We start from the raw sequence: 14,894 nt of genomic DNA on the forward strand, positions 1-14,894 counted from the left end.
GGAACCCTACGCCCGCCGCCGGGGATCCGGCCGCCCGTCACACCGCTCCGTCGCCCGCGGCCACCGGCGGCGTGGCCGTGCGGCGCCTGATCCGCGCCATGTCCGCCTCCGGCAGCGCGTCGGCCACCAGCAGCCGCGGCAGCAGCTCGGGCTCCAGCGTGATCGCGCGGAACGCCAGCGCCACCGTGACGTCGTGCTCCGGGCGCCCGGCGATCTCGACCGGATCGCCCGCCCGGATGTCCCCCGGCACCACCACCCGCAGGTAGGCGCCGGGCAGCGCGGCACGCAGGAAACGCGCGTTCCACCCGTCGATGCCGAGCCGGCCCTCGAACGTCGCGCACGGGATGCGCGGGCACGACACCTCAAGGACGACGTCCGGGCCGACGCGCCACCGCTCCCCGATCAGCGCGCCGTTGACGTCCACGCCGGCGGTGGTGAGGTTCTCGCCGAAGGCCCCGCCGGCCAGGGGCCGGCCAAGGTCGGCGGACCACCGGTCCAGATCCTCGCGGGCGTAGGCGTAGACGGCCTGGTCGCTGCCGCCGTGGTGTTTCACGTCGTACGCCCGGTCGCCCGCGAGCCCCACGGCCCCGGTGCCCTTCGGACCTGGATCGGCGACGGCCACCGGACCGTCGACGGGGAACTTGTCGATGCCGGTGGCGGGCAGGCGCTTCCACGGATTGGGCCGCGGCCGGCCTACGTTGACGGACAGCAGTCTCATGCCGGTGACCGTACGGACGCCCCGGCCGCCGGACCACCCCTTTACGCGCCGATGTCCGCCGCGGCCCCCAGGAAACCGCCGCCGCCCGTATCGTCGTCGCTCACCGGGACACGTGGAACACGGCCACCGAGGAGAACGAAGGAGCGCGCGTGGACCCCCTGCTGCCCACCCTGTCCGCCGCCGTACCGCCGGACCGCCCGGCGGTACGGTTCGGCGCAACGACCCTGACCCACGCCGGCCTGGCCGCCGCCGCGCGGGCACTGGCCGCGGAGCTCGACCCGGCGCGCCGGGTGGCCGTGTGGGCCGCGCCCGAGCCGGCGACCGCCGTCGCCGTGGCCGCCGCGCTGCTCGCCGGTGTCGCGGCCGTGCCGCTCAACCCCCGCTCGGGTGAGGCGGAACTCGGCCACATCCTGGCCGACAGCGACCCGGCCGCCGTCCTCGTGCCGCCGGGCACCGGCCTCCCGGCCCCCGTCGCCGCCCTGCCCCGCGTCGAGGTGGACGTCCACCGCGCCATGACCCAGGCCCCGCCCGAGCCGCCGGAGGAGAGCCCGGCGCTGGTCGTCTACACGTCCGGCACCACAGGCCCGCCGAAGGGCGCCGTCATCCCGCGCCGCGCGATCCGCGCCACGCTCGACGCGCTCGCCGACGCCTGGGGCTGGACGGACGCCGACGTCCTGGTCCACGGGCTGCCGCTGTTCCATGTGCACGGCCTGATCCTCGGCGTCCTCGGTCCGCTGCGGCACGGCGGCGCGGTGCGGCACCTGGGCCGCTTCTCGCCCGGCGCGGCCGCCGAGGCCCTGGCGGACGGCGGGACGATGCTGTTCGGCGTGCCGACGATGTACCACCGCATCGCCGAGGCGCTCCCGGGCGACGCGCGCCTCGCCGCGGCGCTGGCCGGCGCCCGGCTCCTCGTCTCCGGCTCGGCGGCCCTGCCGGCGCCCGACCGGGAGGCGATCCACCGCGCCACGGGCCGGCGCGTCGTCGAGCGGTACGGCATGACCGAGACGCTGATGAACACGTCCGTCCGCCCCGGCGACCCGGACCCGGACGGCGCGGCGGGCACCGTCGGCACCCCGCTCGCCGGCGTGACGCTGCGCCTGGTGGACGACGACGGCGCCGAACTGCCGCCCGGCGACCCGGACGCGATCGGCGAGATCCAGCTCCGCGGCCCGAACCTGTTCTCGGGCTACCTGAACCGCCCGGACGCCACCGGCGCCGCGTTCGCTCCCGGCGGCTGGTTCCGCACCGGCGACATGGCGACCCTGGACGCCGCGGGGCGCGTACGGATCGTGGGCCGCCGCGCGACCGATCTGATCAAGAGCGGCGGGTACAAGATCGGCGCGGGCGAGATCGAGAACGCGCTGCTCGACCACCCGGCGGTGCGCGAGGCCGCCGTCACCGGCGAGCCCGACCCCGACCTCGGGGAGCGGATCGTCGCCTGGATCGTGCCCGCCGATCCGGCAGCCCCGCCCGCCGCCGACGCGATCGCCGGCCATGTGGCGGCGCTGCTCGCACCCCACAAACGCCCCCGCGTCGTGCGCTGTCTCACCGCCCTGCCGCGCAACGACATGGGCAAGATCATGAAGCGGGCACTCCATGACTGACCGCCGCCGGACGGCCCGCGCCGCGCTGGCGGCCGTCACCCGCGACTTCGTCGACCTGCCCGTCCCGCACCCGTCACCGCCGGGCCGCCCCGACGGGCCGATCGGCTGGCCCGGGTACGACGCGGCGCGCGCCCGCGCCGCCGGCCGTACCGGCGAGCGGGAGTCCGTCGTCTGCGGCACGGCCCTCATCGGCGGGCGGGACGTCGTGGCCGTCGCGTTCGAGTTCGGTTTCCTGGGCGGCTCTATCGGGGAGCGCACCGGGGACCTGCTGGCCGCCGCGCACGCGCACGCCAGGGAACGCCGCGTCCCCCTGGTCTCCCTCATCGCGACGGGCGGCAGCCGCGTGCAGGAGGGTATGCGTGCCCTCGGCCAACTGCACCGGCTGGCCGCCGAGTCGGCCCGTACGCGCGCGGTCGGCGTGCCGCAGATCGCCGTGGCGCTCGATCCGACGACCGGCGGCGGCTGGGCGGTGCTCGGCGCGGGCGCCGACGTGGTGATCGGCATGTCGCGGGCACAGGTCGGCTTCGCGGGGTCCCGGGTGCGGCCGCCCGGCGTCGGGGCGGACGCGTACACGGCCGACTCGCAGTACGTCCACGGCCACATCGACGCCCTGGTCACGGACGCGGGTCTCGCCGACGAGCTGATCCGCTGGGTCACCCTCCTCGCCCCGCCGCACCCCCTGGCGCCGGCGGATCCGCCGCCCGCGCTCGGCGACACGGCCGTGCCGGCCACCGGCTGGGAGGCGGTGTGCCGCGCCCGCGACCTCACCAGGCCCGGCGCCGACGCGTACCTGGACGCGTACTTCGACGTGCGCGCGCCGATCCGCGGCGACCGCTGCGGGGGGTCCGACCGGACGGTGGAGTGCGGGTTCGGGCGCCGGGCGGGCCGGACCGTCGCGTACGCGGCGCAGAGCGGCGCCCGTACGTCGCCGGCCGGCTACCGGACGGCCGCGCGGCTCGTACGGCTCGCGGGGCGGCTCGGCGTCCCGGTGCTGACGCTCGTCGACACGCCGGGCGCGGACAACGGCCCCGACGCGGAACGGGCGGGCGCCGGGCCGGCGATCGCCGACCTGTTCGCGGCGGTGGCGACGGCGACCGTGCCGGTGACGAGCCTCCTCATCGGCGAGGGCGGCTCCGGCGGCGCCCTCGCCCTCGCCGCGCCGGGCCGGACGTACGCCGTGCCGGGGAGCTACTTTGCGGTGATCGCCCCGGAGGACGCCGCGGCCATCGTGGGCCGCGACAGGGAGGACGCACCGGAGGTCGCGAACCTGCTGTCCCTGCGCGCACCGGACGTGGCTCGGCTCGGCATCACCCACGAACACTGACCGGGGTCCGTGCCGGGGCAGGAACGCGAACCGCCCCGCGCGGTGGGCTGCGGGGCGGTGCCTGTGGTGGGGTGGGTGAGCGGCCGTGCCGTTCGCCCACCGGTTCACCGTCAGAACGTCAGGGTCCAGAAGTGGCCGCTGCTCTCGAAGTCGGCGATGTCCTCGATCTGCACGTTGAGCTCGGCGGTGTCCGGCGGCACGTCGAAGGCGAGCTGGCCGGTCCCGGTCTGGCCGGGGGGCAGGGTGCCCACGAAGCCGCCCACGGTGTCGTCGAAGATCTCCTCGGCCTCCACACCGTCCTCGCCGGCCCGCGCGGTCGCGAGGAGCATCTCGGTGTCGTACGCCTCCGTGCCGGCGTTCTCGATGGTGATGGTGACGACGTACGGCTGGTTGCCCTCGGTGTGGCCGATCGCGAACTCGTCGGGCGTGTACTCCTCCGGAGCGGACAGGGTGATGTTCACATCGCCCGTGAACGTCGCGGTCTCGTCCGCCGCCAGCGTGCCGTCGTCCGCGGGGTCCTCGGCGGGCGCGTCCTCGGCCGGCTCCTCCTCGGCGGCCTCCTCCTCGGCGGGCTTGTCCTCGGAGCTGTCCTCCTGCGTGGTCTGCTCGCTCGACGTGCCCGAGTCGCCCTCGTCGTCGGAGGAGCAGGCGGTGAGCGCGCCGCCCATCGTGAGCGCCGCCACCGTGAGCGCCGCCACAGCCGTCATCCGCCGTCGGGTCCTGACCATGGGGGTTCCCTCCCTCATCAACACCGGTTCCCTCGAACCGGCGAGCTAATAAGACCATAGCCTGTGAACCGAGTCAACGCGCAAATCTGTGAACGCCGGTACTGTTGTCCGTGTACCGCGATCACCAGGAAGTGTGTGGGTAAGGTCGTCCCACCGCGAGCCGACAGGAGGCAGTCACGTGTCCGGGCAGAACACGGAAGTCACCGCCGCGGGCATCGCCCGGCTCGCCGGCGTGGGGCGCGCCGCGGTGAGCAACTGGCGCCGCCGGCATGACCACTTCCCCCGGCCGGTCGGCGGCACGGAGGCCAGTCCCACGTTCTCCCTCCCCGAGGTCGAACGCTGGCTCCGCCGCCACGGCAAGCTCGCCGAAGTGCCCCTGCGCGAGCGGCTGTGGCAGCTCGTCGAGTCCGATCCCGAGGGGACGGGGGAGGCCGTCGCGCGGCTCGGCGCACAGCTCCTCCAGCACGGCGCCGCGGCACCCCCCGACGCCGGTGACGCGGCCGCTGCCGTCGCCGCGCTCGCCGCCGAGACCTCGCCCGGCGACGCGTACGCCTTCCTGCTGGACCGTCACCTCGACGCCGCCGCCCGGCAGTTGACGACGACTCCGCCGGAGACGGCCGAGCTGATGGCCGCCCTCACCGGCCCCGCCGACTCCGTGTACGACCCCGCCTGCGGCCCCGGCACTCTGCTCGCCGCCGCCCGCGACGCCGAGGGCCGTCCGCCCGGCGAACTCCACGGCCAGGACACCGACCCGCTCCTCGCGCGCCTGAGCGGCATCCGCCTCGCCCTGCGCGGCGGCGCCGCCGGCGTCCGCGTCGAGACCGGCGACACGCTCCTCGCCGACGCGTTCCCCCACCTGACCGCCGACGCCGTCCTGTGCCACCCCCCGTTCAACGAACGCCACTGGGGCCACGCCGACCTCACCTACGACCCCCGGTGGGAGTACGGCCTCCCCGCCCGCACCGAGTCCGAACTGGCCTGGGTCCAGCACGCCCTGGCCCGCCTGCGGCCCGGCGGCACCGCCGTCCTCCTCATGCCCCCGGCCGTCGCCTCCCGCCGCACCGGCCGTCGCGTCCGCGCGGGCCTCCTGCGGCGCGGCGCCCTGCGCGCCGTCATCGCGCTGCCCACCGGCGCCGCACCCCCGCACAACCTCCCGCTCCACCTGTGGGTCCTGCGCAAGCCCGACCCCGCGGCGGGCGGGCAGGCCCCCGCGCCCCGGCTCCTCGTCATCGAGACCGGTACGGCCGCCGTCCGCCCCGCGCCCGCCGGACGCGCAGGCGGCGGCGAGATCGACTGGTCCGCGCTGCGCCGCACCGTCCTCGGGGCGTGGACCGCGTTCGAGCGCGACGGCGACCTCGGGGAGCGGGCCGGGGTCCACCGCGCGCTGCCCGTCATCGACCTGCTGGACGACGAGGTGGACCTCGCCCCCGCCCGGCACCTCCCGCCGCCGGGGCACACCACCGGCACGTCCGCCCTCGCCGCCGTCGAGCAGGACCTCCGGGACACCCTGCACCGCACCCTCGACCTCGCGCCCGCGCCGCACCCGCCCGGCGCCGAGGAGCCGAGCGGCCCCCACTGGTCCACCGTGACCGTCGGGGAACTCGCCCGCTCCGGCGCCCTCGAAGTGCACCTCGCGGGATCCGCGGCCGAGCCGCCGCCGGCCCGCGCGGGGGACGTCCTCGTGCCGCTGCTGCACGACGGCGAGACCGCGCCGTGCGTGGTGTCCGGCACGGAGGCCGGGCAGGTCCCCGACCGCCACACAGGCCTGCTGCGGCCCGATCCCGAGGCGCTGGACGCGTGGTTCCTGGCCGGTTTCCTGCGCGGCAGCGCGAACACCCGGCAGGCCAGCAGCTACGCGTCCAGCGCGGGCCGCGTCGACCTGCGGCGGCTCAAGGTCCCGCGGCTGCCGCTCGACGTGCAGCGGGGATACGGCCGCCGGTTCGCCGAACTCGCCGCGTTCGAGGCGGCGTTGCGGCACGCCGCCGATCTCGGCCGCCGTCTCGCCCAGGGGATGGTGGACGGCCTCACCGAGGGCACCGTACCGCCCGGCGGCCCGGCCGACTGATCCGGAACCGGAGAAACCGGGGCGCACCGTGGCGGACGGCCGGCGCGCCCCGGATATCATCCTGGTCCGAAACGGTCGAACGGAAGAACGAGGGGGCGCGATGCACGGTCTGCCGGCGGCACCATCCCGGACACCGCGCCCTGCCACGCTGTCCCACGTCCTGCGCTGGGTGCTGGCCGCCGTGCCGTTCCTCTCGCTCGGCCTGCTGGCGTGGGTGCCGTTCATACGGATCGCGCGCATACGCCGCAGCCCGCTGTACTGGTTCGTCCTGGTCCTCTACTGCGCCCTGACGGTCGGGGAGATCGTGTTCTTCGCCGTCGTCCCCGAGAACAGTGAGGGCGACCTGAGCGTGGTCGCCGGCTTCTACGTCGTGGTGCTCATGACGGGGGGTACGTGCCACGCCGCCGTGGCCGGGAGCCCCGCCCCCGAGCCGCCGCACGCGGCCGTCGCCGACGCCGAGACCCTCGCCGTCGGCCCCGCCCACGCGGCCCCGCCCCGCCGCACCCCCACCGTCATCGCCCCCGCGCCGCCCCCCGCCGTGCCGCCCTCGCCCCGCATGTGCCAGGTCGCCTCGGAGCTGGACGAACTCGACGCGTACCTCAAGGGCCAGGAGAACGGCACGTGACCCCGGGACGCCTCCTCGCCGGCCGCTACGCCCTCACCGAACCCCTCGGCAAGGGCGGCATGGGCGAGGTCTGGGCCGGGCGCGACACGGCGCTCGGCGACCGCCGCGTCGCCGTCAAGCTCCTCCACACCGACCGCATCGCCGGCACGGCGGCCGACGAGGAGCTGACCGAGGACCTGCGGCGCCGCTTCCTGCGCGAGTGCCGCGCCACCGCGCGGATCGACCACCCGGGCCTGGTCGCCGTCCACGACGCGGGCCAGGACGGCGCCGAGCTGTACCTCGTCATGCAGCTCATCGACGGCTCCGACCTCGCCGACCACCTCGCCGAGCACGACCCCTACCCGTGGCCGTGGGCCGTCGCCGTGCTGGTGCAGCTCTGCTCGACGCTCGCCGCCGTGCACGCCCTCGGTGTCGTGCACCGCGACCTGAAGCCCGGCAACGTCATGATCCGCCCGGACGGCCGGGTCACCGTCCTCGACCTCGGGATCGCCGCCGTCACCGACGGCACCGAGGAGACCCGTCTCACCCGCACCGGCACCCTCCTCGGCACGCCCCTGTACATGGCGCCGGAGCAGGCGGTCGGCGGCCCGCCGGTCGGTCCCGCGGCCGACCTGTACGCGCTCGGCGCCATCGGGTACGAACTCCTCGCCGGCCGCGTCCCGTTCAGCGCGCCCGGGGCGGCGGGCCTGCTCTACAAGAAGCTGCACGAGGAGCCCGTGCCGCTCGACCACCTCCGCCCGGGGCTGCCGCCCGGCCTCGCCGGCCTCGTGCACCGGCTGCTGCACAAGGACCCGGACCACCGCGCCCCGAGCGCCGCCGCCCTGTTCACGGACCTGGCCGCCCTGCTCGCCGCCCACGCCCCGCGGACGGACACGTCGGGCGACGCGGCCGTCCCGCTCGACCCGACGCGCCCCCTGTACCACCCGCTGGCCCCCTGGCCGCCCGCCCGGCCGCGCGAGAACGACCTGTCGGCGAGTCTGGAGGAGATCAAACGCCTGCTGGGCCAGGGCCGTTACGCCGACGTGGCCGAGCTGCTGTGCCGGGTGATCCCGGTGGCGGCGGCCCGTTACGGAGAGGGCTCGCCGGTGGTGCGCAGCCTGCGCAAGCAGTACGCCGCGACCCTGCTCGACACCGCCCAGTACGCGCGGGCGCTCCCGGAGATCCGGCGCCTCGCCGACGACCTGACCGCCGAACGCGGCCCGTACGACCCGCTGGTCCTCCAGCTCCGGCAGGACGAGCAGCTCTGCGTCGCGAACCTCGGCGGCTGACCGCGCGCCGCGCCCGTTCCGGCTCCCCCGCCAGGACTCGAACCTGGACTTACGACACCAAAAATCGCAGTGCTGCCGATTACACCACAGGGGACCACCCGCGCAGCGGGGTTCGGGGGTCTGCGCCCCCCGGCTCCCGCCGGGCACCCCACACTATGCCAGTCCGCACGGGCTTCCCGCGACGGTCCGCGACCGGTACCGACCCGCCGCACCCACCTGAAAAGGTGCGGATCGCGCCCGTAGGCTGGTCGTCATGGAGACAACGGGGGAGGAGCACCCGGCCGGTGGGGGATACCGGCTGTGGTGGTGGACGCGGCGGCGGAGCGCCGCCCTGGACGCGGGGCTCGCGGTGCTGTCCGCGCTGGAGTGCGTCGTGCAGGGCCTCGGATTCGCGCAGCGGACGGGCGTCCCGGCGTGGCCGATCCTGCTGCTCGGCGTGGCGGCCGGCCTGTCGCTGATCGTGCGGCGCCGCCTGCCGCTGGCCGTCGTCCTGGTGTCGATCGCGATCCTGCCGACCGGCATGGGCAGCGTCCTGTCGATGGTGGGGCTCTACACCCTGGCCACGACCGAGGCGCCGCGCCGCGTCGTCGGGCTGCTCGCGGTGATGGAGACGGGCGGCACGTTCCTCGTCACCTACCTGATGCTCGGGCGGGACCGGTACCTGGCCGCCGAGCCGCTGTTCCGGCCGCTGGTCGCCGGCATCTTCGCGGTCGTGTTCGTCGTGCCGCCGGTGCTGCTCGGCGCGTACGTGCGGGCGAAGCGCCGTCTCGTGGAAACGCTGCAGGACCGCGCGCTCGGACTCGAACGCGAACTCGCGCTGCTCGCCGAGCGGGCCGAGGAGCGGGCGGAGTGGGCGCGCGGCGAGGAGCGCCGCCGCATAGCCCGCGAGATGCACGATGTCGTGGCGCACCGGGTCAGCCTCATGGTGGTGCACGCAGCCGCCGTCGCCGCCGTCGCGCCGAAGGACCCGCAGAAGGCCGCCGACAACGCCGCCCTCATCGGGGACATGGGCCGTCAGGCCCTCACCGAGCTGCGCACCATGCTGGGCGTCCTGCGCGCGGGCGACGCGGGCGGGGCGCCGGCCGCTGCCCGGCTCGCCGAGGTCGCCACCGCTTCCGTCCGCGACCGGCCGGGCCGGGACGCGGGCGCGGCCGCCGGGCAGCCGGGGCCGGCGCTCGCCGAGGTCGCGACGCTGGTGGACGAGTCGCGCGCGGCCGGCATGGCGGTCGACCTGTCCGTCGAGGGCGAGCCGCGCGGCTACGCCCCGCCGGTCGAGTCGACGGCGTACCGGGTGGTGCAGGAGGCCCTGACGAACGTGCACAAGCACGCGGCCGGCGCGTCGGCCCGCGTCCGGCTCGCCCACCGCGACGGCGAGGTCGCCGTCCTCGTGCAGAACGACCCGCCGGTCCGCGCCCAGGTGCCCGCCCCGCGCCTGCCGAGCGGCGGGAACGGCCTGGTCGGCATGCGGGAGCGCGTGATGGCGCTGGGCGGCGGCTTCGTGTCGGGGCCGTCGGACGGCGGCGGCTTCCGGGTGTCCGCCGTCATCCCCGACCGGAAGGACCCGTGCGATGTCTGACGGGTGCCCGGCCGGGGGGCTGTTCGGCCCGGGGTTCGCGGCCGACCCGTACCCCGCGTACGCCTGGCTGCGCGAGCACGCGCCGGTGCACCGTGCCACGCTGCCGAGCGGGGTGTCCGCCTGGCTCGTGACCCGCTACGCCGACGCCCGCCGCGCCCTCGCCGACCCCCGCCTCAGCAAGAATCCGCAGGCGCACACCGCCGAGGCGCACGCGCAGGGCCGTGTCGGCATCCCCGGGGAGCGCGGCGCGGGCGTCATGACGCACCTGCTCAACATCGACCCGCCCGACCACACGCGGCTGCGGCGCCTGGTGTCGGCCGCGTTCACGCCGCGCCGCGTCGCCGCGTTCGAGCCGCGGGTGCGGGAGCTGGCCCACCGGCTCGTGGACGGGTTCGCGGGCCGGGGCGAGGCGGACCTGATCGACGCGTTCGCGTTCCCGCTGCCGATCTACGCGATCTGCGACCTGCTGGGCGTGCCGGCCGCCGACCAGGAGGACTTCCGGGAGTGGGCCGGGATGATGCTGCACACCACCGGCCGGCGCGGCGGCGTGGGGCGCGCGGTCAAGCGGATGCGCGCGTATCTGACCGACCTGATCCACCGCAAGCGCGACGACCTGGGCGACGACCTGATCTCCGGCCTGATCCGCGCGTCGGACCACGGTGAGCAGCTCACCGAGGACGAGGCGGCGGCGATGGCGTTCATCCTGCTGTTCGCCGGCTTCGAGACGACCGTCAACCTCATCGGGAACGGCCTGCACACCCTGCTGCGCCGCCCGGCCGACCTGGACCGGCTGCGCGCGGTGTTCGACGCGGGGGACGACGGCGCGGCGGGCCGTGCCGTGGAGGAACTGCTGCGCTTCGACGGGCCGGTGGAGCTGGCGACCTGGCGGTTCGCGAACGAGCCGCTGACGCTCGGCGGGCAGCGGGTGGAGCGCGGCGACCCCGTCCTGGTGGTGCTGGCCGCCGCCGACCGCGACCCGGCGCGGTTCACCGACCCGGACCGGCTCGACCTCGGCCGCGGCGACAACCCGCATCTCGGGTACGGGCACGGCATCCATTACTGTCTGGGTGCGCCGCTGGCCCGTCTCGAGGGCCGGGTCGCGTTCGAGGTCCTGCTGCGGCGGCTGCCGGATCTGCGGCTGGCGGGCGATCTCGACGCGCTGCGCTGGCGCGGCGGTCTGATCATGCGGGGATTGCGCTCCCTTCCCGTGAAGTTCACCGCGGAACGGATGACCGGGAGTCAATAGTGTGATCCGGGCGTGATCTTCGTGGGACCGGCTTGTGATCGCGCGGTGGGGAGGAATAAGTTCCCCTCAGTCGCATCGGTAGTCGCATCGGTGTTCGTACAGGGAGGCCCAACACATGCGCTCGCGGACTGGTCGTCGCCGTCGCCCCCAGCAGGTCAGGGACGAGGGCCGCGCGGGGCTGACACCGGGCGCCGGCGGGTTCTCCGCCCTGCTGCCCGGGCTGCGTCCGGAGTCGAGGGAGGAGTACGGCGACGACGTCGACTGGGCCGAGGAGGCCGAGGAGGCGCAGGCCGAGGAGGAGATGGGCGGGCCGGAGGAGTCGGGCCGGCGGATGCCCCTCGGGACGTCGCTCAGTGTCGTGTTCGCGGCCCGTCTCGGGCCGGTGTTCGGGGGGCGTCAGGTCACGCGCGCGGGGGTCTGACGCGCGTCGCGGACCGTGGCCGCGCAGGCCCGGGCGGAGTGTGACGATCCTCTCGCGTTCCGCCCGTCCCGTCCGGCGTGTCCGTCCTGTCCGATTGCCGTATGACCTGCGTGGATGCGGGGTGTTGAGGGGCTCGTCACACCCTTTCGGCGATCTTGACCGGCCTTGAACCGGCGTGCGGCGTGTGTTTAGTGTCCTGCGCCCCGGTTCACCGCCGGGCGTCCCGGACCGTACGCCGAATCCTGCCCCCGGTCCGGGGTGAGACCACCACCGCACCACCGCGGGCAGGAGCGGGGGACCCGACCCGCGACCCGGCGGCCGTCACGGCCGGGGGCGCGGACCGCCGTCACCGGACCGCGGGCACCCGCCCGCGCGCTCGGAAGACGGCTCGGGGTGAAGCCCCGGGGCGGCCGAACGGCCCCCCGGAGCCGGGCACTCACCTGGCCCGAACCCGACAGCTCACTTCGCAGGCGTCGGTGAGAAGGATCGTCATGCGCTTCACGAGCCAGGGCCGTCACCGCCGTCCCGCCCGGCGCGGTGCCCGCATCGCCTCCGCCGCCGGCGTCACCGGTGCGGCCATAGCCATCCCGCTGCTGGGTGCCACCGGCGCCAACGCCGCCTCCGTGGACACCTGGGACGCCGTCGCCCAGTGCGAGTCCGGCGGCGACTGGTCCATCAACACGGGCAACGGCTACTACGGCGGCCTCCAGTTCTCCGCGTCGAGCTGGGCCGCGGCCGGCGGCACGCAGTACGCCCCGACCGCCGACCAGGCCACCAAGGACCAGCAGATCGCGGCGGCCGAGGTCCTGCTCTCCATGCAGGGTCCGGGCGCGTGGCCGGTGTGCGGCCCGCAGGCCGGTCTCTCGGCCGGCGGCGAGTCGCCGAGCCTGGACACCGGTTCCGGCTCGGACGCGGCGGCCGAGGCCGTGCCGCAGTCCGCCCCCGCCGAGGAGCAGGCGCCCGCCGAGGAGACCCCGGCCGAGGAGGCTCCCGCCGAATCCGCGCCGGCCACCTCCGACGGCGACACGTACACGGTCGAGGCCGGCGACACCCTGTCCGCCATCGCCGACGCCCACGGCACGACCTGGGAGGACCTCTACGAGGCCAACCAGTCCGTGATCGGCGACGACCCCGACCTGATCATCCCGGGCCAGCAGCTCGCCCTCTGACCGGCCGCACGGGCGCGAAACCCGGTGCGCGGTGGCCGCGAGGCCCCGCGCACCGGGTTTTCTTCCCCGATTGAACAAAGTCCGGCGGCGTCTGACCAGCGAGTTCTTCCGATGTTCAGCCCGTAGCGGCGAGCTGAGGGGAGGCACCGGCCCCGGGGCCGGTTAGGCTCAGGGGGCTGAACCGAAGACCGCCCCTTTGACACAAGGAGACACAGTGCCGTCCATCGACGTCGTCGTCGCCCGCGAGATCCTGGACTCGCGAGGCAATCCCACGGTCGAGGTCGAGGTCGGCCTCGACGACGGCAGCACCGGCCGTGCCGCGGTGCCCTCCGGCGCCTCCACCGGTGCCTTCGAGGCCCTCGAACTGCGGGACGGCGACCAGAGCCGCTACCTCGGCAAGGGCGTCGAGAAGGCCGTCCTCGCCGTCATCGAGCAGATCGGCCCCGAACTCGTCGGCTACGACGCCACCGAGCAGCGGCTCATCGACCAGGCGATGTTCGACCTGGACGCCACCCCGGACAAGTCGTCCCTCGGCGCGAACGCCATCCTCGGCGTCTCCCTCGCCGTCGCGCACGCCGCCTCCGAGTCCCGCGACCTGCCGCTCTTCCGCTACCTCGGCGGCCCCAACGCGCACCAGCTCCCGGTGCCGATGATGAACATCCTGAACGGCGGTGCCCACGCCGACTCCAACGTGGACATCCAGGAGTTCATGATCGCCCCGATCGGCGCCGAGTCGTTCTCCGAGGCCGTCCGCTGGGGCGCCGAGACGTACCACACGCTGAAGAAGGTCCTGAAGGACCGCGGCCTGTCCACCGGCCTCGGCGACGAGGGCGGCTTCGCCCCGAGCCTCAGCTCCAACCGCGAGGCCCTCGACCTCATCGTCGAGGCCATCCAGAAGGCCGGTTACACCCCCGGCCAGGACATCGCGCTCGCCCTGGACGTGGCCGCCACCGAGTTCTACTCGGAGGGCGTCTACACCTTCGAGGGCAAGGCGTACACCGCCGAGGAGCTGACCGCCTACTACGCCGAGCTGGTCGAGGCGTACCCGCTGGTCTCCATCGAGGACCCGCTGAGCGAGGAGGACTGGGAGGGCTGGCAGGCCCTGACCGCCGCCCTCGGCCACAAGGTCCAGATCGTCGGCGACGACCTGTTCGTCACCAACCCGGAGCGCCTCCAGCGCGGCATCGACGCGGGCGCCGCCAACGCGCTCCTCGTGAAGGTCAACCAGATCGGTTCCCTCACCGAGACGCTGGACGCCGTCGAGCTCGCGCAGCGCAACGGCTTCAAGTGCATGATGTCCCACCGCTCCGGCGAGACCGAGGACGTCACGATCGCCGACCTCGCCGTCGCCACCAACTGCGGCCAGATCAAGACCGGCGCCCCGGCCCGCTCCGAGCGCGTCGCGAAGTACAACCAGCTCATGCGCATCGAGGAGATCCTCGACGACGCGGCCGTGTACGCGGGCCGCTCCGCGTTCCCCCGCTTCCGGGGCTGACGCGCCGCACGCCCGCCCGCGACATGGGCGCGCCACCGGCCGCCCCGCCGCCCCTCCCCGCCGTCCGTCCCGTACGGTGGCGGGGACGGGGTGCGCGGTCGCGAGGCGACGGCGCAGGCGACACGGCAGGCGAACGGGAGGCGATGTGGCCGCGGACCGGGACCGGTTCTCCACCGCCACCAGGCTCAGGGCGCTCGGCGAGCAGGCCGCCGCGCGGGTGTACCGCGCGCAGAGCCGCAGGCTCGCGCCCCGGCCGCCGCGCCGGGTACGCCTGACGGGCCGGGCCGCCGTCCTCGCCCTCGTGGTCTGCTCGCTCGTGGTGGCACTGGCGTATCCGCTGCGCCAGTACATCCAGCAGCGTTCCGAGATCGCCGACCAGCGCCGCCAGGCCGAGGAGGCCGCCGACCGCGTCGCTGAGCTGCGGGACGAGAAGGCCCGCTGGCAGGACGACGCGTACGTCCGGCAGCAGGCCAGGGAGCGCCTGATGTACGTGGAGCCCGGCGAGATCGGCTACGTCGTCCCGGACGACGGCGACGACGCGGAGGACGCCGGGGACGAGCCGGAGAACCGGGGCGCCGCCGCCGACCGCCCGTGGCACGAGAGGATGTGGGACGGCGTGGACCGGGCCGACACTCCCTGAGCCGCGCCGCCGACC

13 protein-coding genes and 1 tRNA gene are annotated in these 14,894 nt (G+C 75.4%); 11 read left to right on the forward strand and 3 right to left on the reverse strand.

The window, feature by feature from the left end; translation table 11 throughout:
- Nucleotides 1–37 precede the first annotated feature (37 nt).
- Nucleotides 38–718 (reverse strand): MOSC domain-containing protein, encoded by a 681-nt coding sequence (locus tag EMA09_RS18990; protein WP_129842210.1) that lies wholly within the window; start codon nucleotides 716–718, stop codon nucleotides 38–40.
- Nucleotides 719–867: 149 nt separating this feature from the next.
- Here EMA09_RS18990 and EMA09_RS18995 point away from each other — a divergent pair, with 149 nt between their 5' ends.
- On the forward strand, nucleotides 868–2,322 hold the full coding sequence (locus EMA09_RS18995; RefSeq protein ID WP_129842211.1) for an AMP-binding protein: 1,455 nt from the start codon (nucleotides 868–870) through the stop codon (nucleotides 2,320–2,322).
- Nucleotides 2,315–3,646 carry a carboxyl transferase domain-containing protein gene (locus tag EMA09_RS19000; protein WP_129842212.1) on the forward strand — a complete coding sequence of 444 codons (1,332 nt, stop codon included), beginning with the start codon at nucleotides 2,315–2,317 and terminating at the stop codon, nucleotides 3,644–3,646. Before EMA09_RS18995 ends, EMA09_RS19000 begins: the two co-directional genes overlap by 8 nt.
- Before the next feature lie 110 nt (nucleotides 3,647–3,756).
- On the opposite strand, the gene EMA09_RS19005 is transcribed toward EMA09_RS19000, so the two are convergent.
- Nucleotides 3,757–4,374: a DUF4352 domain-containing protein gene (locus EMA09_RS19005; RefSeq protein ID WP_129842213.1), complete on the reverse strand. Its 618-nt coding sequence runs from the start codon at nucleotides 4,372–4,374 to the stop codon at nucleotides 3,757–3,759.
- A gap of 178 nt (nucleotides 4,375–4,552) precedes the next feature.
- On the opposite strand from EMA09_RS19005, the gene EMA09_RS19010 reads away from it, so the two are divergent.
- From EMA09_RS19010 to EMA09_RS19020, 3 genes are all read left to right on the forward strand, one after another.
- The gene (locus EMA09_RS19010) at nucleotides 4,553–6,439 is read left to right on the forward strand and encodes an N-6 DNA methylase (protein WP_129842214.1); all 1,887 of its coding nucleotides are present in this window, start codon (nucleotides 4,553–4,555) and stop codon (nucleotides 6,437–6,439) included.
- Between the two features lie 100 nt (nucleotides 6,440–6,539).
- Nucleotides 6,540–7,064, forward strand: a complete 525-nt coding sequence (locus EMA09_RS19015; RefSeq protein ID WP_129842215.1) for a hypothetical protein — start codon at nucleotides 6,540–6,542, stop codon at nucleotides 7,062–7,064.
- Nucleotides 7,061–8,332, forward strand: a complete 1,272-nt coding sequence (locus tag EMA09_RS19020; protein WP_129842216.1) for a serine/threonine-protein kinase — start codon at nucleotides 7,061–7,063, stop codon at nucleotides 8,330–8,332. The genes EMA09_RS19015 and EMA09_RS19020 overlap by 4 nt, the downstream gene beginning before the upstream one ends.
- A gap of 22 nt (nucleotides 8,333–8,354) precedes the next feature.
- Here EMA09_RS19020 and EMA09_RS19025 read toward each other — a convergent pair.
- Nucleotides 8,355–8,426 (reverse strand) — tRNA-Gln (locus tag EMA09_RS19025).
- Nucleotides 8,427–8,585: 159 nt separating this feature from the next.
- On the opposite strand from EMA09_RS19025, the gene EMA09_RS19030 reads away from it, so the two are divergent.
- The 6 genes from EMA09_RS19030 to EMA09_RS19055 all read left to right on the forward strand — a co-directional run bounded on the left by EMA09_RS19030 (nucleotide 8,586) and on the right by EMA09_RS19055 (nucleotide 14,879).
- Nucleotides 8,586–9,908: a histidine kinase gene (locus EMA09_RS19030; protein ID WP_129842217.1), complete on the forward strand. Its 1,323-nt coding sequence runs from the start codon at nucleotides 8,586–8,588 to the stop codon at nucleotides 9,906–9,908.
- The gene (locus tag EMA09_RS19035; protein WP_129842218.1) at nucleotides 9,901–11,154 is read left to right on the forward strand and encodes a cytochrome P450; all 1,254 of its coding nucleotides are present in this window, start codon (nucleotides 9,901–9,903) and stop codon (nucleotides 11,152–11,154) included. Before EMA09_RS19030 ends, EMA09_RS19035 begins: the two co-directional genes overlap by 8 nt.
- A 115-nt stretch (nucleotides 11,155–11,269) precedes the next feature.
- On the forward strand, nucleotides 11,270–11,575 hold the full coding sequence (locus EMA09_RS19040) for a hypothetical protein (RefSeq protein WP_129842219.1): 306 nt from the start codon (nucleotides 11,270–11,272) through the stop codon (nucleotides 11,573–11,575).
- 491 nt (nucleotides 11,576–12,066) lie between these two features.
- Nucleotides 12,067–12,744: a transglycosylase family protein gene (locus EMA09_RS19045; RefSeq protein ID WP_129842220.1), complete on the forward strand. Its 678-nt coding sequence runs from the start codon at nucleotides 12,067–12,069 to the stop codon at nucleotides 12,742–12,744.
- Between the two features lie 214 nt (nucleotides 12,745–12,958).
- Nucleotides 12,959–14,239 (forward strand): phosphopyruvate hydratase, encoded by a 1,281-nt coding sequence (gene eno / locus EMA09_RS19050; RefSeq protein WP_129842221.1) that lies wholly within the window; start codon nucleotides 12,959–12,961, stop codon nucleotides 14,237–14,239.
- Between the two features lie 145 nt (nucleotides 14,240–14,384).
- Nucleotides 14,385–14,879 (forward strand): septum formation initiator family protein, encoded by a 495-nt coding sequence (locus EMA09_RS19055; RefSeq protein WP_129842222.1) that lies wholly within the window; start codon nucleotides 14,385–14,387, stop codon nucleotides 14,877–14,879.
- The last annotated feature ends 15 nt before the right edge of the window (nucleotides 14,880–14,894 follow it).

The sequence above is a fragment of the Streptomyces sp. RFCAC02 genome, assembly GCF_004193175.1.
GTDB lineage: Bacteria > Actinomycetota > Actinomycetes > Streptomycetales > Streptomycetaceae > Streptomyces.